16 protein-coding genes and 1 other RNA gene are annotated in these 20,743 nt (G+C 69.0%); 9 read left to right on the top strand and 8 right to left on the bottom strand.

Annotation, left to right across the window (positions count from 1 at the left end; translation table 11 throughout):
* Positions 1-30: 30 nt before the first annotated feature.
* On the top strand, positions 31-1,305 hold the full coding sequence (locus tag ACFW16_RS12960; protein ID WP_380305469.1) for a hydroxyacid-oxoacid transhydrogenase: 1,275 nt from the start codon (positions 31-33) through the stop codon (positions 1,303-1,305).
* 49 nt (positions 1,306-1,354) lie between these two features.
* Here ACFW16_RS12960 and ald read toward each other — a convergent pair whose 3' ends face one another.
* Positions 1,355-2,476, bottom strand: a complete 1,122-nt coding sequence (gene ald / locus ACFW16_RS12955) for an alanine dehydrogenase (RefSeq protein WP_380305467.1) — start codon at positions 2,474-2,476, stop codon at positions 1,355-1,357.
* Positions 2,477-2,638: 162 nt separating this feature from the next.
* Between ald and ACFW16_RS12950 the strand changes: the two genes are divergently transcribed.
* Positions 2,639-3,886, top strand: a complete 1,248-nt coding sequence (locus ACFW16_RS12950; RefSeq protein WP_380305465.1) for a lactonase family protein — start codon at positions 2,639-2,641, stop codon at positions 3,884-3,886.
* 138 nt (positions 3,887-4,024) lie between these two features.
* Here the strand turns inward: ACFW16_RS12950 and rpsU are convergent, their stop codons facing one another.
* On the bottom strand, positions 4,025-4,228 hold the full coding sequence (rpsU, locus tag ACFW16_RS12945; RefSeq protein ID WP_026873525.1) for a 30S ribosomal protein S21: 204 nt from the start codon (positions 4,226-4,228) through the stop codon (positions 4,025-4,027).
* A 131-nt stretch (positions 4,229-4,359) separates the two neighbouring features.
* Between rpsU and def the strand changes: the two genes are divergently transcribed.
* Together def and ACFW16_RS12935 are read left to right on the top strand one after the other, a co-directional pair.
* Positions 4,360-4,893, top strand: a complete 534-nt coding sequence (gene def, locus ACFW16_RS12940; RefSeq protein ID WP_380305462.1) for a peptide deformylase — start codon at positions 4,360-4,362, stop codon at positions 4,891-4,893.
* 11 nt (positions 4,894-4,904) lie between these two features.
* Positions 4,905-5,582 (top strand): COQ9 family protein, encoded by a 678-nt coding sequence (locus ACFW16_RS12935; protein WP_380305460.1) that lies wholly within the window; start codon positions 4,905-4,907, stop codon positions 5,580-5,582.
* Positions 5,583-5,677: 95 nt separating this feature from the next.
* Here ACFW16_RS12935 and ACFW16_RS12930 read toward each other — a convergent pair whose 3' ends face one another.
* From ACFW16_RS12930 to ACFW16_RS12920, 3 genes are all read right to left on the bottom strand, one after another.
* Positions 5,678-6,142 (bottom strand): SspB family protein, encoded by a 465-nt coding sequence (locus ACFW16_RS12930; protein WP_380305458.1) that lies wholly within the window; start codon positions 6,140-6,142, stop codon positions 5,678-5,680.
* A gap of 122 nt (positions 6,143-6,264) precedes the next feature.
* Positions 6,265-6,615: a transfer-messenger RNA gene (gene ssrA / locus ACFW16_RS12925) on the bottom strand.
* A gap of 11 nt (positions 6,616-6,626) precedes the next feature.
* Complete coding sequence (locus ACFW16_RS12920) at positions 6,627-8,966, bottom strand: S8 family serine peptidase (protein WP_380305456.1); 2,340 nt, start codon at positions 8,964-8,966, stop codon at positions 6,627-6,629.
* A 188-nt stretch (positions 8,967-9,154) separates the two neighbouring features.
* Between ACFW16_RS12920 and thyX the strand changes: the two genes are divergently transcribed.
* Entirely contained in the window at positions 9,155-10,096 is a 942-nt protein-coding gene (thyX, locus tag ACFW16_RS12915; RefSeq protein ID WP_380305454.1) for an FAD-dependent thymidylate synthase, read from the top strand.
* Between the two features lie 31 nt (positions 10,097-10,127).
* On the opposite strand, the gene ACFW16_RS12910 is transcribed toward thyX, so the two are convergent.
* Positions 10,128-11,294 (bottom strand): hypothetical protein, encoded by a 1,167-nt coding sequence (locus ACFW16_RS12910; RefSeq protein WP_380305452.1) that lies wholly within the window; start codon positions 11,292-11,294, stop codon positions 10,128-10,130.
* A 212-nt stretch (positions 11,295-11,506) separates the two neighbouring features.
* Between ACFW16_RS12910 and ACFW16_RS12905 the strand changes: the two genes are divergently transcribed.
* Entirely contained in the window at positions 11,507-15,250 is a 3,744-nt protein-coding gene (locus ACFW16_RS12905; protein WP_380305450.1) for a hypothetical protein, read from the top strand.
* A gap of 13 nt (positions 15,251-15,263) precedes the next feature.
* Here ACFW16_RS12905 and ACFW16_RS12900 read toward each other — a convergent pair whose 3' ends face one another.
* Entirely contained in the window at positions 15,264-15,596 is a 333-nt protein-coding gene (locus tag ACFW16_RS12900; protein WP_380305448.1) for a hypothetical protein, read from the bottom strand.
* A gap of 98 nt (positions 15,597-15,694) precedes the next feature.
* Entirely contained in the window at positions 15,695-16,840 is a 1,146-nt protein-coding gene (gene apbC, locus ACFW16_RS12895; protein ID WP_380305446.1) for an iron-sulfur cluster carrier protein ApbC, read from the bottom strand.
* A gap of 117 nt (positions 16,841-16,957) precedes the next feature.
* On the opposite strand from apbC, the gene hflK reads away from it, so the two are divergent.
* From hflK to ACFW16_RS12880, 3 genes are all read left to right on the top strand, one after another.
* The gene (gene hflK / locus ACFW16_RS12890; RefSeq protein ID WP_380305444.1) at positions 16,958-18,100 is read left to right on the top strand and encodes an FtsH protease activity modulator HflK; all 1,143 of its coding nucleotides are present in this window, start codon (positions 16,958-16,960) and stop codon (positions 18,098-18,100) included.
* Position 18,101: 1 nt separating this feature from the next.
* Complete coding sequence (hflC, locus tag ACFW16_RS12885; protein ID WP_380305442.1) at positions 18,102-19,094, top strand: protease modulator HflC; 993 nt, start codon at positions 18,102-18,104, stop codon at positions 19,092-19,094.
* 93 nt (positions 19,095-19,187) lie between these two features.
* The gene (locus ACFW16_RS12880; RefSeq protein ID WP_380305440.1) at positions 19,188-20,729 is read left to right on the top strand and encodes a DegQ family serine endoprotease; all 1,542 of its coding nucleotides are present in this window, start codon (positions 19,188-19,190) and stop codon (positions 20,727-20,729) included.
* Positions 20,730-20,743: the final 14 nt, after the last annotated feature.

Below are 20,743 nucleotides of genomic sequence, written 5' to 3'. Positions count from 1 at the left end.
AAACGGTCTCTGAGAATGGCGGAGGATGGCGTGGCCGAATCCCTCGAAAGCATCTTCACCATCGAGGCAGCGCCGCTGAAATTCGGCGCCGGCGCGGTCGAGGAGCTGGGCTGGGAGCTGAAGCGCCTCGGCGTCTCCCGGGTGCTGCTGGTCGCCGACCCGGCGCTGCATGAGTTCGGCCTGATCGACCGGGTGATCGCCATCATCCAGCGCAGCGACGTCGGCGTGACCCGGTTCGAGGGCATCGCGGTGGAGCCGACGCTGGAGTCGCTGGAACTCGCCGCTGAGGTCGCGCTTTCGGCGGAGGTCGACGGCTTCGTCGCGCTGGGTGGCGGGTCGACCATCGACACCGCCAAGGTCGCCAACCTGATCAAGCGCCATGGCGGCGCGATCATGGACTATGTCAACCCGCCGATCGGCGGCGGGCGCAAGCCGCCGGGGCCGCTGTTCCCGCTGGTCGCGGTGCCGACCACCTCGGGCTCGGGGTCGGAAGCGACGACCGTCGCCATCCTCGACATCCCCGAGCTCAAGCTGAAGACCGGGATCTCGCACCGCCATATCCGCCCCAGCCTGGCGCTGGTGGATCCGGAGCTGGCGCGCACCACCCCGGCCGGCGTCACCGCGTCGGCCGGGCTCGACGTGGTCTGCCATGCGGTCGAATCCTACATTTCCAAGCCGTTCGACGCGCGGCCCCGCCCGGCCACCCCGGACGACCGCCCACCCTATCAGGGCAGCAACCCGGTGGCCGACATCTGGTCGCTGCGGGCGATCGAGTTCGGCGGCCGGTTCCTGCCCCGGGCGGTGGCCGACGGCGACGACCTGGAGGCGCGCGGCACGATGATGCTGGGCGCGACCATGGCCGGGATCGGCTTCGGCACCGCCGGGGTGCACATCCCGCACGCCTGCGCCTATCCGATCGCCGGGCTGAAGCACGCCTTCCATGCCGATGGCTACAGCCGCGACCACGCCTTCGTGCCGCATGGCTATTCGGTGATCGTCACCTCGCCGGCGGCGTTCCGCTTCACCTACGATGCGGCGCCGGAGAAGCACATCCGGGCGGCGGAGCTTTTGACCGGACGGCCGGTCAGCGATCCAGGGCCGGACAGCCTGCCGCGGGCGCTGATCGCGTTGATGCGGCAGGTCGGGGCGCCGAGCGGCATCGCCGCGCTGGGCTACGCCGAGGCCGACATCCCGGCCCTGATCGAGGGCGCGCTGAAGCAGCAGCGGCTGCTGGTCGGCGCGCCGAAGCCGGTCGGGCCCGCCGATCTCGAGCGGATCCTGCGGGAGTCGATGGCGAACTGGTGAGCCGTAGGTTGGGTTCGCCAGGCGAACCCAACCTACGGAGTTTAGCTCTTCACGCGGTGCGCAGCACCACCTCGGTCGGCACGTAGTTCAGGCCCAGCGCCTCGGCCACCGGTTTGTTGGTGATCTGGCCGGAATGGACGTTCAGCCCCTCGCGCAGATGCGGGTCGTCGAGGCAGGCGCGGCGATAGCCCTTGTCGGCCAGCGCCAGGGCGAAGGGCAGGGTGGCGTTGTTCAGCGCCACGGTCGAGGTCCGCGCCACGCCGCCCGGCATGTTGGCGACGCAGTAATGCACCACGCCGTCGACCACATAGGTCGGGTCGTCATGGGTGGTCGGCTTCGAGGTCTCGAAGCAGCCGCCCTGGTCGATGGCGACGTCGACCACGACCGAGCCGGGCTTCATCTTCGCGATCATGGCGCGCGTCACCAGCCGCGGCGCCGCCGCGCCCGGCACCAGCACCGCGCCGATCACCAGGTCGGCCCCGGTGACGTATTCCTCGATCGCGTCGACGGTGGAGTAGACCGTGTTCAGCTCCGCCCCGAACTGCAGGTCCAGCTCCTTCAGCCGCTGCAGCGACTTGTCGATCACGGTGACGCTGGCCTCCAGGCCCATCGCCATGCGCGCGGCATTGGTGCCGACCACGCCGCCGCCCAGCACGACGACCTTGGCCGCCGGCACGCCGGGCACGCCGCCCAGCAGCATGCCGCGGCCGCCCTGGATCTTCTCCAGGCAATGGGCGCCGCACTGGATCGACATGCGGCCGGCCACCTCGCTCATCGGCGCCAGCAGCGGCAGGCCGCCGCGGGAATCGGTGACGGTCTCGTAGGCGATGGCCACCGAGCCCGACTTCATCAAGAGCTCGGTCTGGCGCGGGTCGGGCGCCAGATGCAGATAGGTGAACAGCACTTGGCCACGGCGCAGCATGCGGCACTCGTCCGGCTGCGGCTCCTTGACCTTCACCACCATGTCGGCGCGGTCGAAGATCTCCTGGGCGGAGGGCACGATCTCCGCCCCCGCGGCGCGGTACCGGTCGTCGCCGAAATCGATCCCGGCGCCGGCACCGGTTTCGACGATGACGCTGTGACCGTGATGGACCAGCTCGCGGACGGAGCTCGGGGTCAGGCCGACACGGTACTCGTGGGTTTTGATTTCCTTCGGCACGCCGATGAGCATGTTTCCCCCGGGTTTCGTTGTCGGCGGCCGCCCTGCGGGCGGCGCCTGCACGATTCCTACATCAGCCGTGCGGAGAATGACATCATGTGTGCTGGCGCAGGTCGAAACGCCGGCAGCATCTATCTTCGCGGAGACACTCCAACCGGAGAGGAGACAGCCCGAATGACGTCCGAACGCGACCGCATTCCACAATCCGCAGGCGACCTGCGCCCGTTTCCGCCTAAGCTGGGCCGCTGGATCAAGCGATTCTCCCTCATCCTGTCGGTTGTCGCCGTGAACGCATGCACTCAGGGACCGGGCGCGCCCGCCGGCGGCGGCGTCTACAACCTGCTCGTCGGCACCTACACGGGCGGCGGCAGCGAGGGCATCCACGTCTATCGCTTCGACAGCAGCGCCGGCAGCGTCACGCCGGTCTCGTCGGCGAAGACGGAGAACCCGTCCTATCTCGTGCCGAGCCGGGACGGCCGCATCGTCTACGCCGTCAACGAGCTGCCGGGCGACAGCGGCCCTGCGAGCCGGCGTGGCGGCATCAGCGCGTTCGGATTCGACGCGGAGACGGGCACGCTGACCTTCCTGAACCGCGTGTCGGCGGAAGGAAACGACCCCTGCTATCTGAGCCTCTCGCCCGACGGCAGATATCTCGTCGCCGCGAACTACTCGGTCGCCTCGGACCCCGGCGGCAGCTTCTCGGTGTTTCCGCTCGCGGCCGACGGCCGGGTCGGCGCTGCCGTGCAGACCGTCCATCACCAGGGCACGGGCCCGGTGAGGGGGCGGCAGGACGGGGCGCATGTGCACTCGACCGTGTTCTCGCCCGACGGCCGGTACCTGTTCGTGCAGGATCTCGGTGCGGACCGGATCTTCGAGTACCGCTACACGCCGGATGGCGGCCGCCGGATCTTCACTCCCGCCGATCCGCGCGATACGCCGGTGCCGGCGGGGTCCGGCCCGCGCCATCTGGTGTTCAGCGCGAACGGCCGCTTCGCCTATGTGACGAACGAGCTGAACGCGTCAATCGGCGTATACGGCTATCGCGACGGGCGCCTCGCGCATATCGAGACCGTGCCGATGTCGGAACCCGGCTTCAAGGGCAAGGTGGGCGCCGCGGCTCTCCATCTGTCGCCGGACGGCCGGTTCCTGTATGCGAGCAATCGCGGCGACGCGAACGAGATCGTGATCTATGCGGTGGACGCCGACAGCGGGCGCCTGAGGCTGGTCGGCCGCCAGCCGAGCCTCGGCAGGACGCCGCGCGAATTCCTGATCGATCCGAGCGGCCGGTGGCTGATCGTCGGCAACCAGGACAGCGACGGCTTTTCCGTGTTCCGCCGCGACATCTTGACGGGCAAGCTGGATCCCGACGCGACGGTCCCGGTCGGGAAGCCGGTGGATTTCAAGCTGGTTCCGGTGCCGTAACCTCGGCTCGGCCCGTGGCGGGCGCGGTGAAAGGGCGGCACTCATGCGCCGCCAATGACAAAACCGCCGCGAGGCATTGCCTCCGGCGGTGTGGTCCATCCGTTCTGTCGTCCGCGGCGGGCCGCGGTCCAGGTGCCGTCAGAAGCCTTCGCGCTCGAGCCGCTTGCGCAGCATCTTGCGGGCGCGGCGCACGGCCTCGGCCTGCTCGCGGGCGCGCTTCTCGGACGGCTTCTCATAGTTGCGACGAAGCTTCATCTCCCGGAAGATGCCTTCGCGCTGCATCTTCTTCTTCAGCGCACGCAGCGCCTGGTCGACGTTGTTGTCACGGACATGGACTTGCACGTTCTGCCATCGCTCCTTTCACAGCCGGGGATCCCGGTGCAGGTCTCACTGGGGCGTGTCTTGTATCACGCGACTTTTTTCTTGCCAAGTCAGGGCAAATCAGATTTGGCCATCTGCCGGGAGACGGGATCGTGACTCTGTTGAAGATCGTCGGCATGGGCCATCCCGTGCTGCGCCGAATCGCCGACCCGGTGGCGGATCCGGGCGACCCGGAGATCGCCCGGCTGGCCGCCGACATGATCGAGACCATGCGGGATGCGCCGGGCATCGGCCTGGCGGCGCCGCAGATATACCGTCCGCTGCGGCTGATCGTGTTCGAGGTGCCGCCCGGACGGCAGGAGGAGGGCGAGCCGCCGGCGCCGGAAGGACCGACCGTGCTGATCAATCCGGAGATCGTGCCGCTGGGCGACGACAAGGCGCTCGGCATGGAGGGCTGCCTGTCGATCCCGGGCTTCCGGGGGCTGGTGCCCCGCTGGCGCCGGATCGGCTATCGCGGCCTCGGCCTCGACGGCAAGCCGATCGAATGCGAGGCCGAGGGGCTGCACGCCCGCGTGGTGCAGCATGAGGTCGATCATCTCGACGGCGTGCTGTATCTCGATCGGCTGCGCGACCTGAATGATCTCGCGGTCGACGCCGAGGCCCGCCATCTCGCCGACAGAGCTTGAGGGAAGCAATCATGACCGACCCGATGACCAGCGACCGGACGGCGGAGCGCGACGCCCTGCTGCTGGCGGTGCTGCCGCATGTCGCCTTCGATGGCTGGACCCGGCAGGCGCTGCGCCTGGGTGCCGAGGATGCGGGGTTCGGCCTCGACGACGTCGCCGTCCTGATCCCGGGCGGGATCGCGGAGCTGGCGGACCATCTGCACGGCTGGGCCGACCGGGCGATGCTGGAGCGGCTGGCGGAGGAGGGCGAGGCCTTCGAGAGCCTGCGGGTGCGCGAGAAGATCGCCCAGGCGGTGCTGGCGCGGCTCGATATCCTGCTGCCGTACCGCGACGCGATCCGCCGCGACCTGGCGCGGCGGGCGCTGCGCCCGCTGTCGCGCCGGGCCCTGCGCCAGTTGCACCGCACCGTCGACGCGATGTGGCGGGCGGCGGGCGACCGCTCGACCGACATCAACTACTACTCCAAGCGCGGGCTGCTGGCCGGGGTCTACGCCTCGACCCTGCTGGTCTGGCTCGACGACCGGTCGGAGGGGCAGGAGATCACGCGCGCCTTCCTCGAGCGCCGGATCGGCGAGGTGCTGGCCTTCGGCCGCCAGATCTCCGGGCTGAAGCGGCTCGGCGACCTGGCCGAGGCGCCGTTCCGGCTGGCTGCCCGGCTGCGCGAGGGGCGGGGAGCGGCGGCGCCGTAACGCCGTAGGTTGGGTTCGCGGCAGGCGAACCCAACAGAGGGGATTGTGGTGAGATGTTGGGTTCGCGACGCGAACCCAACCTACGGGTGATCCGTCTACTTCTTCCGGAACGCGTCCAGCGCCACGACCTTGGCGCCGTCGGCCGGCGCGGCCCCGGCCGGGGCCTTGGCGGCGGTTTCGTCCGGCGCGTCCGGGGCCTCGGCAGCTTCGGACTCCTCGTCCTCCGCGCCTTCCTTGGCGGATTGGAACTGCAGGGCGAAATTGACCGACGGGTCGGCGAAGGTGGTGATCGCGGCCAGCGGGATCACCAGGCGCTCGGTCTTGCTGGAGAAGCTGAGCGAGACCGAGAACCGGTCCTCGCAGACCTCGAGCCCGAAGAACTGGTGCTGCAGGACGATGGTCATCTCCTGCGGGTATTTCTGCCGCAGGTACTCCGGAATCGCGACCCCCTTATGATTGGTCACAAAGGTCAGGTAGAAATGATGATCACCCGGCAGCCCCTTCTCGGCCACGCTGGCCAAAGCTTCCCTGACCACGCCCCTGAGGGCGGATTCGACCATGCGGTCATATCGAAGTTCGTCGTCCATCCGATCACACTAGACCGGGGCCGGCGGGATGAAAAGGGAGACGCGCGGCAGACAGCCGCTCATGTCCGACATTCCGGGCCGAGATTCGGGGATGAAGCGGGGCGTTCTGTTGCTGGGTGCCCCTGACCCCACCTCGACGGGGCTAACCGCCGAGGGATTGAGAGAGGACGCTTAGCTGCTTACGCAGCCGCGCGAACCTCAGCAAAGTTGTCGTTGGCAACTATTGCAATGGCCCGATAACGGCGGAACCATGCCGGACGAAAACCTTCCCTTTACTACACGCGTCGATCCTGTTTCGCCCCCGCACTCCGTCCAACACCGGAGATCTGGTGGAGGCGCCGGGTACCGCCCCCGGGTCCGCAGCGTCTATTCCAAAAGGCGTTTATCGTCATAGTCGGTTGCCCGACATCCCTAAGATAGGGATTTGCGGCCGCGGATGGAAGGGGCGAGAGGCCGGTCACAGCACGAAGTCGGCAGCGATCAGCCCGATCGTTCCGGTCAGGCGGATCTGGAAGTCGGACACGCCGTCGCCGTTGATGTCGCCGGCGATGGTGGTGACGCCGTCGCGCGCGACATAGCGCAGCTCGCCGGCATGGTGGCCGTACGCGGCCGTGCCGATGAAGCCGAAGGCCTGGTTGCCGGCGGTGCCGGTGTTGGCGTCGAGCGCCGACAGGTCGATCCTGTCGCCCTGGGCACGGCTGAAATCGGTGATCAGATCGGCGCCGGCCACCCCGACCGGGCTCTGCACCAGGCTGGTATAGACGAATCGGTCGGCCCCGGCCCCGCCGGTCAGCTCGTCACGGCCGACGCCCCCGGTGAGCACGTCGTTGCCGTTCTCGCCCCGCAGCGTATTGGCCAGCGAGTTGCCGACGAGATTGTCGCCATGGGCGCTGCCGACGAGATTCTCGATCCCGCCCAGCCTGTCCTGGAAGGCCGTACCGGTGCTGCCGAGGCCGGTGGCAAGGTTGACCGTGACCCCGACCGCGCTGTCGGCATAGTTGGCGGTGTCGCTGCCGGCGCCGCCGCGAAGCACATCGGCTCCCGCGCCGCCGCGAAGCAGGTCGTTGCCACGTCCCCCGGTCAGCTCGTTGCCGGCCGCGCTGCCGGTGAGCTGGTCGTTGCCGTCGCCGCTGATCGCATTCTCGATGGCCGTGCCGGCGGCAAAAGCGATGACGCGGCCCGCGATGGTGGCGGTCCCGTCGAGGAGATCGATCAGCGCGGCGCCGGTCAGGGCTGCCCCGTTGATGGTGTCCACCCCGCCGCCATCGGCCAGGGTCCGACGCGCGGCATCGGCGCCGACGGTGGCGAACTCGTCGGTATAGACGTAGGTGTCGTTCGCGCCGGCGGCATCGCCGTAGAGACGCAGGCTCCAGGAATTCAGGATCCCGACGTCGCCGCTGACGAGGTCGCGGATGGTCAGCGTCCAGGCCCCCTGGCCGCTTTCGCCCCAGTCCTGGACGGTGCCGAATGTGAAGGCGATGTTGTCCTGGCTGGACCCGTTGGCGGCGTCTTCGCTCAGCCCGGGGCGATTCAGAAGGATGCTGTCGGTGCCGTCGGGCGACGTCAGGACGATCTGCAGATCGCCGATCCAGGTGTGGCTGATGTTCAGCGTCACCTCGACCCTATCGATCTCGATGCCGGTGCCGATGGTCAGGCTGGTGGTCACGCCGCCTTCATCGTCATCCGGGATGGCGAGGCCGGGCGAGGCCGAGGCGGAGACGCTGGTCTCGTTGGCGCTGGTGTGCGCGGTGCCGCTCCAGCTTTCGGCCAGGCGCACCGCGGCATGGGCGTCGACCAGGCCGAAGCCGATGTCGTGGTTGACCGTCAGCCCGCCGCCGTTCCAGTTGGTGGCGCCGTTGGTCTGGTCGCTGGTCGCGCCCGGGGCGGCGGAGCGGGCGGTATAGGCCAGGATCTCCTGCACGTCGCGCCAGCCGAGATTCGGATTGGCGTCGAGCATCAGGGCGACGACGCCGGAGACCATCGGCGCCGCGGCCGAGGTGCCGTTGAAGCTGTTGGTGTAGTCGCCCGCGGCATAGCCGTTGCCGCCGACCCGGTCGGTGGTGACGATGGTGCCCGCGCTCGGGCTGCCCGGCGCCCCGACCAGGATCGAGGCGCCCGGCGTCGAATAGTCGGCGATGGTGCCGTCCTGGTTGGTGGCACCGACGGTGACGGTCCAGCGGTTGTTCTGGAAGCTGTGCAGGTTGGTGTCGTCGCCACCCGCGTAGAGGTTGCCGGCGGACTGGACGATGATCGTGCCGAGCCCGTCACGGCCGTTTTCGGCGGCGTTGATGGTGGCCGTTCGGGCGGCGGCCCATGTGGCGCTGCTGAAATTGTCGAGGAAGGCGGAGTTCGGATCGTTGGCGAAGGCGTTGCCGAAGCCCCAGCTGTTGTTCAGCACGTCCGCCTGGGCCGCGGCCTGGTTGCGCGCGTTCGCCGCCGCGGTCTGCAGCGTGTTGAAGAACAGCGGGTCGTAGTAGGACTGCAGCGTGGCGCCATAGGCGATGCCGACGACTCCCGAGCCGTTGCGCTCGGCGGCGATGATGCCGGCCACGGCGGTGCCGTGGTTGTCATCCGCGGTCATGGGCGCGCCCCCCGCCCCGCCGGTCGAGGCATTGAAGCTGTGGGCGGTGTCGATGTTCTCGTTCAGGTCGGGATGGGCGAAATCGATGCCCTGGTCGTGCACGGCGACGACCACGCCGACGCCGGTATATTCGTCCCAGAGATTACCGAGGTTGATGCCCCATGCGCCGGTGAGATGCCATTGCTGGGCGTAAAGCGGATCGGTCGGAGCCGGCATGACGAAAATATCCTGCAATGGAAATGGGAAAGCATGAACATAGCTGGGAAATGCGGCCGTTCTGCGAAGAAATCATCTTAAACTTATGTGCGTGGTGGCGGCTTTTTCTGCCATGGCCGCACCAGCCCTTGGCCCCAGGGCCTGGCACGGCTACACTATCTAGCAATTCCGTGACAGAAGCCTGACCCATGACGATCACCGCCGACCAGCGTGCCGAGCTGGACCAGATCCGCTCGGCCACCTTCGCCACCCGCCGCGCCACCGTGCCGGCGCTGGAGGAGATCCTGTTCGAGCCGCTGCCCGTGCTCGACCACGGCTTCGTGCGCGTGATCGACTACATGGGCGATGATTCGGCGGTGGTGCAGGCGGCCCGCGTCTCCTACGGCCGCGGCACCAAGAAGGTGTCGGAGGACGAGGGGCTGATCCGCTACCTGATGCGGCATTGGCACACCACTCCTTTCGAGATGTGCGAGATCAAGTACCACGTGAAGCTGCCGATCTTCGTGGCCCGGCAGTGGATCCGGCACCGCACCGCCAATGTGAACGAGTACTCCGCCCGCTACTCGATCCTGGACCGGGAGTTCTACCTGCCGGCGCCGGAGCATCTGGCGGCGCAGTCCGGCAGCAACCGCCAGGGCCGCGCCGAGGTGCTGGAGGGGGAGGAGGCGTCGCGGGTGCTGGACCTGCTGCGCGAGGATGCCGAGCGCTGCTGGCGCGACTACGCCTGGATGCTGAACGAGGAGATCGACGGGGCCGACCCCGTCGATCCGTCCCGCCAGGGCCTGGCGCGCGAGCTGGCGCGGATGAACCTGACGCTCAACACCTACACCCAGTGGTACTGGAAGACCGACCTGCACAACCTCATGCACTTCCTGAGGCTGCGGGCCGACCCCCATGCCCAGTACGAGATCCGGGCCTATGCCGATGTGATGCTGGATGCGATGGAACGCTGGGTGCCACTGGCCGCCCGGGCGTTCCGCGACTACCGCATGAACGCGGCGACGATCTCGGCGCCCGGCCTCGACGTGCTGCGCCGGATGCTGGCGGGGGAGACGGTGGCCCAGCCGGAGAGCGGCCTCAGCCCGCGCGAATGGCGCGAGCTGATGGCGGTGCTGGGACGGCCGGCCTGACGCCGGCGCCGACCGGCGTGAGGCCGGCTGATCATTCCGGAATGCCGAGCTCGTTCCGTACCTGCGTGACCAGCGGCCTGGTGGCGTCGTTGTTCTCCCACTCCTGCCCCGACAGCCTGTCGGCCACCTTGTCGCGCTCGAGATACTGGCGCTGGTCCTCGGGCAGGTCGGTGCAGACCGCGGGCAGGGCGGCGAGGTAGTTCTTGAGGTACTGGCGGGTGTTGCCGGGGATGGGGCTCTCCGCCCCCGGATTGGTGTAGGCCGGCACCGGGTCGTTCACGTTCTGCACGACCGTGTTGTACAGCTCCTCCATGACCAAGCCGGAGGCGGCGCCCCAGTCGTGCCCCGTGATCGCCTGGAACTTGGCGCTGTTGTCGGCACCGGTCACCTGGCCGACGTAGTTCCAGATCTGCGCCCGGACCTGGGCGCGATCCCCGCTGTCGGCAGCCGACTGAATCGCGCTCAGCCCCGGATCGGTCTGCTGATCGGCGGGGGCCTGGGTGTCGGCGGCGGTCAGCCCGCGCTCCTGCGCGATCTGGGTGACGTCGGCCTTGATGTCGTCGCCGTTGACGGGCCAATCCTGGCCGAGCAGCTGGTCGACCATCTGCTGCTGCGCGCCCTTGTCGTCGCCCAGCGCGTCGAGCGCGTTGTTGATCACGAAGCTGCGCGCATGGGCTGAGCCCTCGGCGGCATAGTCGTAGCCGACCAGGTCGAACGTCGCCTGGACGAAATCGTCCTGCGGTACCGAGTTGAGATAGGTCCGGATATCGGCGTTGATCCCGTCCCATTGCTGGGTGGCGGTGCCGGAATCCGCATTGGCGGCGTGGTTGGCGCGGGTCTCGATGCTCTGGGCGAAGGCGTCCCGGCCCTCGGGGCCCAGGGCCCCGGCCCCTTCCGGCGTGGGGGCGGGCACCGCCACGGCCTCGCCGATCTGGATCAGGTCGTCGTTGGCGAAGTTGTTGTGGTCGACCATCTCGGTCCATGGGGAGCCGACCTGCTCCGCCATCGACCATTGCGAATCGCCCTGCTCGGCGATCAGGAACCGCATGTTCGAGGCCTCGTCCGCATCGATGCCGTTCCGCTGCATCGCTTGCTGGACGGCGGCCTGCCACTGCTGCTGCTGCCCGGTGGGCACATAGGTCGTGACGCCGTCCTGGACCCTGACCATGCGCCCGTCCTTGTCGACCTCGATCGCCATTCCGGCCTCCATCCTCTCCACCCCGGGGGCGGCACCATAAGCGACAGGTCCCCTCGGGAAGATGACGGTTCGGTGAAGATCTCGATCGTTTAGGATTCGTGGGACTTAGATCCCATTTCGAGCGCTCCGTCCTCTTTGTCATACAAATGAAATAACGGCGTCATGCAATTTTTCTAAGCTTCCCGACCGGTCCACGAAGGCGGCGGGAAGACATGCTGAAGCCGATCGAGCGCAACCCACGGCCCGCCAGCCCGGTCCGGCCCAACACCGATCGCGAGTTCCAGGCGGCGGTGCAACGGGCCCTGGAGGCCCGCGCGGCGGCCGAGGGGCGCCCGCCCGAATCGCATGGCTACGAGACGGCGGGCCAGGTGCAACCCGGCGACGGGCTGATACGGCTGGTGGGGGCCGACGGCGTCGCCAACAACGGGCAGTTCCCGGACCCGAACAACATCAATCCCGGCGACATCTACTTCCAGCCCGGGGCGTCGCCGGTCAGCGCCCAGACGGAAGCGGTGATCGACACGGCGCTGGCCTATGACCGCGAGCACGGGACGAGCGCGCCCGACAGCCAGCGCAACTGGGACGCGGTGCAGTCGGCGATCGCCGGCGAGCTGCGCCAGACCGTCGAGCTCGACGCCAACGGCCAGCTCCAGCTCACCGCCGACCAGCAGGCCAAGCTGCAGGCCCTGAACAGCTGGGCGGTCGGCACCGACCGGCTGTCGCTGGAGACGAAGGAGGCGCTGGACCAGGTCGACGGCGAGGTCCAGCAGCAGTCGCGGGACACGGCGCTCGACCAGCAGATCTCCGCGGTCGAGGCCAATCTGCAGCAGGTCAAGGACAAGCTCGACGACCAGAGCTTCGTCCGCAAGGGCTGGGGCTGGATCACGCCGGGCAAGAGCTCGGGCGAGGAGTTCCAGGACTTCCTCGAGGACAAGCTCGACGACCTGAAGCAGCTGAAGGCGAACGACACCGGCCTGCCGCAGGACCAATACGAGCAGAAGGTGAACGCCGTCCTCGGGAACTTCCAGGAGGAGTTCAAGGAGCATGCCGATGCGATGGCGGAGAGCGACGAGACCTGGAACACGATCGGCGAGGTCGGCCGGGTGGTCGCGGCGACCACGGTCGGCATCGTCACCACCGCGGCCACCGGCGGCAATGTCGTGGCCGGCTTCGCCGCAGGATTCGGCACCTACGAGCTGATCGACGCGGCCGGCGACATCAGCGCCGTGGTCCAGGGCAAGGACATGTATGCCGACGGCCACAGCTCGATCATCGGCTTCGGCATGGATGCGGTCGGTCTCGACGGCAGCAAGGGCGACGGTGCCGGGGTCACCTGGGACCACACCAAGGCGATGCTGAAGGACACGGCGATCGACGGCCTGTCGTCGATCACGACCGCCGGGGCCACCGCGGCCGGGATGAAGGTCTCGACCGCCGTGGGCGCGCGGCTCAGCGCCACCGCGCTGCCGAACCTGGCGCAGCGATCCGTCGCCACGGCCGCGGGTGCCACGACGGGGCAGGTGGTGAACGGCGCCGGCCAACTCACCAGCGATGCCACCCGGCTGGCCTTCGACGGCCAACTGCTCACCGGCGAGGGTGGGCAGCAGATGCTGAGATCCCTCCAGACTCAGGGGATCTACCTCGCCACCGCGCCGGTCACCGGGGCGGTGGCGGGCGCCATCCCGGTACACCGGCTGGTCAGCCCGGCTGCCAGCACGGCCGATGATGCCGTCAACGCAACCGACGATGTGGTCAACGCCGCCGACGACGTCGCCAACGCGGCCGACGACGTGGTCAATGCCACTGACGACGCTGCCAATGCAGCGCAATCCATGCGCCTGTCGCGCCTGGGCCTGACCGCCCAGTTCGGCAACGATCTGGTCAGCAACTTCGGCGGTGCCGAGCTGGTGGCGCAGCTGACCGAAGGCCGCCACATGAACCGGAACGAGGCGATCTCGGCGGCAATGGGGGCGCTGCCGGGCACCGTCCAGAACGTCGCCATGCACCCCGACATGATGGCCCGGATCGCTGCGCGCCGCGACATGCTGCAGGCCAATGGCGGGATGCGGCAGGAAGGGGACGTCCCCAAGCCGTGGGGCTGGCAGAGCAAGATCCCGGAGTTCCGCCTCGGTGCCCAGTTCCGGATTCTCGGCAACCCGGACATGGCCACGCAGGAGAACTTGCCGCAGTTCGGCCGGCCGACCCTGGCCTCCGCCGGGGCGGCCATCAGCACCAAGATGAACGTCAGGGCGCTCGGGCAGTCCGTCATCGACAGCCTGGTGATGGGGTCCGCCAAGCCGCTGCGGCTGACGTTGGGCCGTGAGCTGACGGTGTCGCAGCGGCCGCACGAATACCGCAACGTCACGCTCAAGGAGGCGGGGCTGCTGCCCACCTCCAACCAGACCGTCTTCCAGATCAAGGGATCGACCGTGCTGAAGCAGGGCCAGGAGGCGCTGTTCGCGATCGACCCGACCCAGGTCTCGGCGGATTTCATGCCGACGCTGCAGGGCGTGCGCGACGTCGGCGCGCCGCGCGATGCGGACGGCGGGAAGCTGCCCGGCAGCGTGATGGAGCTGAGCTGGGGTGCCATGCTGCCCGACGCGCAGACGGTGACGCTCCATCCGGGCGAGATGGATCTGCTCGGCACCGTCGCCGGCCGCGACGCCCCCGTCGACGCCTTCGTGACCGTGCCGGAGGGCGGCATCACCTTCACCAAGCTGATGGAGGAGCAGAAGCTCGGCGTCCGGCCGCGCTTCTGGACGAACTTCATCCCCGGGTTGAAGCAGCTGCTGCTCCTGGGCGCCGAGCGGCGGCCGGAGGACAACATCAAGGTCACCATCCCGGAAGGCACCGTGCTGTCGCGACAGGCCTGGGATCAGATGCAGGCCACCTATGAGCGGCTGTCGATGCGGACCAGGATCGTGGTGGACGACGAGACCAGCCGTCTTCTCCTGGATTCGGAGCCTGATCTCGCGACCATCCGGGGCCTGGTGGGCGATGAGCGGATCGATCCTGCCTCCGCCGTCTCCTACGTGCCCGGCCGTGCCAGCGGCATGCGTCTCTCGGCGGTCACCGGCAAATATGCGGAGGAATATGCCGATCTGCTGACCGGCAGGGACTACCGGTGGCATCCCGACGCGGCGAATGCCGATTTCATCTTCAACGATCTGTATCCGACCGAGAGCATCCCCGGCCTGCGGGACAACGTCCCCAACCCCGATCGGGCGCTCTCCAACGCAGCTTACCGGGACCGGATCAGCGCAGCCGAGCAGGACAGGCTGCTGGGGGACGACACGGCCCTGCCGCGCTCGAGGGAGGAGGACAAGACGCCGCTGGTTCGAGGAGTGCCGTCCGAGGTCAACATGTATCGCCGGCTGACCGGACCGATGGCTTCCTTCGTGGCCGAGGCGACGCGCTTCACCCTGTCCCTGAAGCTGCCGACGTTCAGCTTGCCCTTCCTTCCGGTCGCCGCTTCGCTCGAGTTCCGCGGCCAAGTCAAGATCGACCCGCCGGGCGTGTCGAAGGAGACGCCGCGCGGAGTCTCCCGTGCCGTGAGGGAACGCGAGGACGTGCTCCACACCTATGGCGGAGAGGGCGGCGGCAAACGGTATCTTACGGTCCCGAGTTGGCTGGACTCCTTCCTGAGGCACGGGGAGCAAGGCCAGGGCGTCCTGTTCCCCGAGGGCGGCGCGGCCGCGATGAGGCAATATTTGGCGGATCTCGAAGCCTTGGGAAGGACGGACCAGCAGCGGCAGGCGATCGCGGATTTCCGTGACGGCGTGCTACCGACGCTCGGCAACGAGATCCTGACCCCGCCGGCCAGGATCGAGGCGATCCGCCAGTTCCTGGAAGGCCAGGCCGCACCCGCCGGTGCCGCGCCGCCGATCCGCGCCTCGGCCCCGGCCGACCCGATGCCCCTCTGGAACCAGAGGCGTCAGGCGGGCGGCAACCCCTGACCGGCCGGCTCGATCAGTCCAGATCGATCACGGGCCGGCTGCACAGGTTGAGGCTCCAGTATTCCGCCTCGGCGCCGTCGTTCTGGCGCACCTTGACGTCGAAATAGCAGCCGCCGTGCAGGTCCTCGACCGGGATCCGGGCGGAGGCACCGGGTGCCAGCGGTGCCGCGCGCAGCCGGTTGTAGCCCCAGGAGCTTTCGAAGTCGGGCGAGACGCGCAGATCCTCGATCGTGGCGCTGCGCCGGTTCTGGATCTCGACCGAATCCGGCAAGGCCTGGGCCGGCACCGCGGCCGGAAGCCCGGCTGCGGCCGCGGCGAGAACCGCGATCCGGCAGAAACGTCGCATCACTCTCCCACTCCGAGGGCCGGCGCCGGGTCCGTCCCGGCGCCGCGATTGCGCTCGTTATCGGATCGATTTGTGGCGAGGTGGTGACGCCGTGGCGGTCACTCGATCACGATCCGAGGGGCGGCCGGGCCGGCGCCGGAGCGCAGCTTGGCCCACACCCGCGCCGCTATCCCGCGATAGGCCTCGGCGTGCGGGCTGTCCGGCGCCGAGACCACGATCGGGTGCCCGGAATCCGAGGTCTCGCGGATGGTGATGTCGAGCGGGATCTCGCCGAGGAAGTCGCAGCCCAGCTTCTCCGCCTCGGCCCGCGCCCCGCCATGGCTGAAGATGTCGGTGCGGTGGCCGCAGTTCGGGCAGCAGAAATAGCTCATGTTCTCGATGATCCCGAGCACCGGGACATCGACCTTGCGGAACATGTTCAGGCCCTTGCGGGCGTCGAGCAGGGCGATGTCCTGCGGCGTCGACACGATCACGGCGCCGGCCAGCGGCACCTGCTGCGCCATGGTCAGCTGGGCGTCGCCTGTGCCCGGCGGCATGTCGACCACCAGCACGTCGAGCGTGCCCCAGTTGACGTCGCGCAGCATCTGCGACAGCGCCGACTGCACCATCGGGCCGCGCCAGATCATCGGCGTCTCCTCGTCGATCAGGAAGCCGATCGACATCACCTTCAGCCCGTAATTCTCCTTCGGGTCCAGGCTCTTGCCGTCGGGCGAGCTGGGCTTGCCGGTGATCCCGGTCATCCGCGGCATCGACGGGCCGTAGATGTCGGCGTCGAGCAGCCCGACCTTCAGCCCGAGGGCCGCGAGGCCGAGGGCGAGGTTGACCGCGGTGGTCGACTTGCCGACGCCGCCCTTGCCCGAGGCGACGGCGATGATCGACCCGATCCCGGCCACCGGCAGCTTGCGGCTTTGTGCCCCACCCGGAGCGGCCGGCCGGGGCGCTGTGCCCGGCGCGGCGGAGGCCGGGGCCGCCGGGCCGGAGCCGCGATGGGCGGTCAGGACCGCGGTGACCGAGAGCACGCCCGGGACCACCGCCACGGCCTTCTCCGCCGCCTGGCGCAACGGCTCCAGGGCCGGGCCGCGCTGCGGATCGACCTCGATCGAGAACAGCACATGGCCGTCGCGCAGGGTGAGGCCCGAGATCATGCCGAGACCGACGAGGTCGCCGCCGCGTTCCTCGTCCCGTACGCGGCCCAGCGCCTCGCGCACTGCGGCCTCGGTTACCGTCGTCCGGCCTGTCGCCATGGTTGAACTTCCTGCCCTTTGTCCAATATGACAGGCTCCACAATTGCTGCCCGTCGCGCCGAGATATAGCATCCGGCGCCCGGGATGACAGGGCGGTCGACGGGGGAAGGGATCTGGATGCCGTGGAGTAATCAAGGCGGTGGTGGTGGCGGCGGCCCCTGGGGCGGATCACCGCAAGGCGGCGGACAGAATCCCTGGGGGCGCGGCGGCGGGCCCAGCCAGGCCGACATCGAGGAGATGATCCGCCGCGGCCAGGACCGGTTCCGCCAGGTCATGCCCAAGGGCTTCGGCGGCGGTCGTGGCATCCTGATTGCCATCGTCGTCATCATCATCGGTTGGCTCCTGACCGGCATCTACCGGGTGCAGCCGGACGAGCTGGGCGTGGTCCAGCGATTCGGCGCCTATGTCCGGACCGAGCAGCCCGGCCTGCGTTACCACCTGCCGGCGCCGATCGAGACGGTGACCAAGCCGTCGGTGACGACGCAGAACCGGATCGAGATCGGCTTCACCAGCGGCGAGGGCCGCGCGGCCGGCCGCGATGTGCCGGACGAGAGCCAGATGCTGACCGGCGACGAGAACATCGTCGACATCGATTTCGTCGTGCTCTGGCGCATCTCCGACCCGGTCGCCTACCTGTTCAACATCAAGAACGCCGACGCCACCGTGAAGGTGGCGGCGGAGAGCGCGATGCGCGAGGTGATCGGCCACACCGAGATCCAGCCGGCGCTGAACGAGGCGCGCGGCCGGATCGAGCAGGACGCCCGGCGCCTGCTGCAGGCGACGCTCGACAGCTACGGCACCCCGGGCCGGCTCGGCGCCGGCGTGGTGATCGACCAGGTGCAGCTGCAGAAGGTGGCGCCGCCGCAGCAGGTGATCGACGCCTTCGACGACGTGCAGCGCGCCCGCCAGGACCAGGACCGGCTGCGCAACGACGCCGAGACCTATCGCAACGACATCGTGCCGCGGGCCCGCGGCGATGCCGCGCGGATCGTGCAGGAGGCCGAGGCCTATCGCGAGCAGGTGGTGGCCAAGGCCCAGGGTGACGCGGCGCGCTTCACCTCGGTGCTGCAATCCTACCGGGCGGCGCCTGAGATCACCGCCGAGCGCTTCTATCTGGAGACCCTGGAAAGCGTGCTGAAGGGTTCGAACAAGATCATGATCGACGACGCCGTCGGCGGCCAGGGCGTGCTGCCCTACCTGCCGCTGAACGAGCTGATCAGCCGCCCGCCGGCGGCTCAGACGCCGCGGGGAGGGCAGTGAGATGAATGCCAAGCTTGCCGCCCTCGGTGCCGCCATCGTCGTCGCCGGCCTGGTCCTGGCCGATTCCCTCTACACCGTCGGTCAGAACGAGCAGGCGCTGGTCCTGCAGTTCGGCGAGGTGGTGAAGATCGAGTCCGAGCCCGGGCTGAAGCTGAAGCTGCCGGTGATCCAGAACGTCCAGTTCTACGAGAAGCGCGTCCTGGACGTGGACCCGCCGGTCGAGCAGGTGATCCTGTCCGACCAGCGCCGCCTCGACGTCGACAGCTACGCCCGCTACCGCATTGCCGATCCGCTGCTGTTCTTCCAGTCGGTGCGGAACGAGAACACCGCCAGCACCCGGATCAGCAGCTTCGTCAACAACGCGCTGCGCAACGTGCTCGGCAACTACAACCAGCTCGACGTGCTGTCGGAGCAGCGCGGGCCGATCATGCGGTCGATCCGGGACCAGGTCGAAGCCAACGCCAAGCCGCTGGGCATCGAGATCGTCGACGTCCGCATCGTCCGCGCCGACGTGCCGGAAGGCACGGTGCAGTCGGTCTATGACCGCATGCGCTCCGAGCGCGAGCGCGAGGCGGCGCAGTACCGTGCCCAGGGCGCCGAGTATTCGGCGCAGATCAAGTCGAGCGCCGACCGCGACCGCACCGTCCTCCTGGCCGAGGCGGAGCGCCAGGCGCAGGAGCTGCGCGGCCAGGGCGATGCCGACGCGATCAAGGTGCAGGCCGACGCCTATGGCGCCGACCCGCAGTTCTTCTCCTTCTACCGCAGCCTGCAGGCCTATCAGACCGCGCTGGGGTCGAGCGGCACCACCCTGGTGCTGTCGCCGAAGGGCGATTTCTTCAAGTACTTCAACGACGCCACCGGCCGCGGCCTGGTGCCGGCGGTGACCCAGCAGACCCCGCCGGGCTCGGGCAACAACTCGGCCCCGGCCCCCGCGCCGGCGGCGCCCGAGACGCCGGCCCAGCCGGCGCCGGCGGCGCCGGGGAACCCCGGCTGATGCAGGCCCGTTTCTCGCCACGATCGGGTGTATGATGACCGACGCCGGCCTCGAATGGGGCCGGCGTCGTGCTTTGAGCGAGGGAGAGCGTTCGTGACCAGACCGATTGCCCGCCGCCCGACCGGCCCCGTCGCCGTCGCCCGCGCCGTGGGAGAGACCGCCCTGCTGCGCTGGGCCGCGACGGTGCTGGTTGCAGCGGCCATGCTGATGGCGGCAGCCGCCCTGACATCAGTGGGGGCTCGCGCCGCGCCGGCGCCCGACAGCTTCGCCGACCTGGCCGAGAAGCTGGTGCCGGCGGTGGTCAACATCTCGACCACGCAGAAGGTCCAGGACGGCCAGGACCTGCCGGAGATGCCGCAGTTCCCGCCGGGATCGCCGTTCGACGAGTTCTTCCGCGACTTCTTCAACCGCCGCGGCCAGGGCGACCGGCCGCAGCGACCGCGCAACGCCACGGCGCTCGGCTCCGGCTTCATCGTCCGGGCCAACGGCTTCATCGTCACCAACTATCATGTGATCGAGGGCGCCGAGGAGATCACCGTCGTCCTCCACGACAACACCAGCCTCGAGGCCAAGCTGATCGGCCGCGACGACAAGACCGACCTGGCGGTGCTGAAGGTCGAGACCGACAAGCCGCTGCCCTTCGTCGATTTCGGCGACAGCGACACCATGCGGGTCGGCGACTGGGTGCTGGCGATCGGCAACCCCTTCGGCCTCGGCGGCAGCGTCACGGCCGGCATCATCTCGGCCCGGTCGCGTGAGATCAACGCCGGGCCCTACGATGACTTCCTGCAGACCGATGCGTCCATCAACCGCGGCAATTCCGGCGGTCCGATGTTCAACATGGACGGGCGGGTGATCGGCATCAACACCGCGATCTACTCGCCCTCGGGCGGGTCGGTCGGCATCGGTTTCGCCATCCCGTCGTCGCTGGCCCGCGGCGTGGTCGACCAGATCATCGAGTTCGGCCGCACCAAGCGCGGCTGGCTCGGCGTCCGGATCCAGTCGGTGACGCCGGAGATCGCGGAGAGCCTGGGCCTGGCGAAGCCGGAGGGCGCGCTGGTGGCCGGGGTCACCGAGGGCGGGCCCGCGGCCAAGGCCGGGATCGAGACCGGCGACGTCATCCTGCAGTTCGACGGCAAGCCGATCACCGAAAGCCGGCGCCTGCCGCGGGTGGTCGCCGACACGCCGGTCGACAAGCAGACCTCGGTCCAGGTCTGGCGCAAAGGCGCCAGTAAGGACCTGCCGGTGACGCTGGGCGAGCTGGAGGCGGCGGAGGAATCCGGCCTCCTGGCCTCGACCACGGACAGCCAGTCCGACAGCAGCAAGCCGCAGGCGCTCGACGCGCTCGGGGTAACCCTGTCGGCGCTGACCGACGCGCTGAGGAAGCAGTACTCCCTGGCCGACGACCAGAAGGGCGTGGTGGTCACCGCCGTCACCGGCGGGTCGCCGGCGGCGGAGAAGGGGCTGAAGCCCGGCGACGTGATCGTCGAGGTCGGCCAAGCCGAGGTGTCGGCCCCGGCCGATGTCGCCAAGAAGATCGACGAGGCCCGCAACGGCGGCCGCAAGTCGGTGCTGCTGCTGGTCGAAAGCGGCGGCGACCTGCGCTTCGTCGCCCTGCCGGTCGGGCCGGGCTGAGGCTTCGCGGCCTT

This window comes from Inquilinus sp. NPDC058860 (assembly GCF_042743185.1).
In the GTDB taxonomy this organism is placed as follows: domain Bacteria; phylum Pseudomonadota; class Alphaproteobacteria; order DSM-16000; family Inquilinaceae; genus Inquilinus.
The sequence above is the reverse complement of the archived record's forward strand: the minus strand, read 5'-3'. Positions and strand labels throughout refer to the sequence as shown.

Bases quoted from the DNA above. Each gene is read 5' to 3' on its own strand.
- ald (WP_380305467.1), bottom strand. From the start codon at position 2,476: ATGCTCATCGGCGTGCCGAAGGAAATCAAAACCCACGAGTACCGTGTC.
- ACFW16_RS12950 (WP_380305465.1), top strand. From the start codon at position 2,639: ATGACGTCCGAACGCGACCGCATTCCACAATCCGCAGGCGACCTGCGC.
- ACFW16_RS12935 (WP_380305460.1), top strand. From the start codon at position 4,905: ATGACCGACCCGATGACCAGCGACCGGACGGCGGAGCGCGACGCCCTG.
- ACFW16_RS12930 (WP_380305458.1), bottom strand. From the start codon at position 6,142: ATGGTCGAATCCGCCCTCAGGGGCGTGGTCAGGGAAGCTTTGGCCAGC.
- ACFW16_RS12920 (WP_380305456.1), bottom strand. From the start codon at position 8,966: ATGCCGGCTCCGACCGATCCGCTTTACGCCCAGCAATGGCATCTCACC.
- thyX (WP_380305454.1), top strand. From the start codon at position 9,155: ATGACGATCACCGCCGACCAGCGTGCCGAGCTGGACCAGATCCGCTCG.
- ACFW16_RS12910 (WP_380305452.1), bottom strand. From the start codon at position 11,294: ATGGCGATCGAGGTCGACAAGGACGGGCGCATGGTCAGGGTCCAGGAC.
- ACFW16_RS12905 (WP_380305450.1), top strand. From the start codon at position 11,507: ATGCTGAAGCCGATCGAGCGCAACCCACGGCCCGCCAGCCCGGTCCGG.
- ACFW16_RS12900 (WP_380305448.1), bottom strand. From the start codon at position 15,596: ATGCGACGTTTCTGCCGGATCGCGGTTCTCGCCGCGGCCGCAGCCGGG.
- apbC (WP_380305446.1), bottom strand. From the start codon at position 16,840: ATGGCGACAGGCCGGACGACGGTAACCGAGGCCGCAGTGCGCGAGGCG.
- hflK (WP_380305444.1), top strand. From the start codon at position 16,958: ATGCCGTGGAGTAATCAAGGCGGTGGTGGTGGCGGCGGCCCCTGGGGC.
- hflC (WP_380305442.1), top strand. From the start codon at position 18,102: ATGAATGCCAAGCTTGCCGCCCTCGGTGCCGCCATCGTCGTCGCCGGC.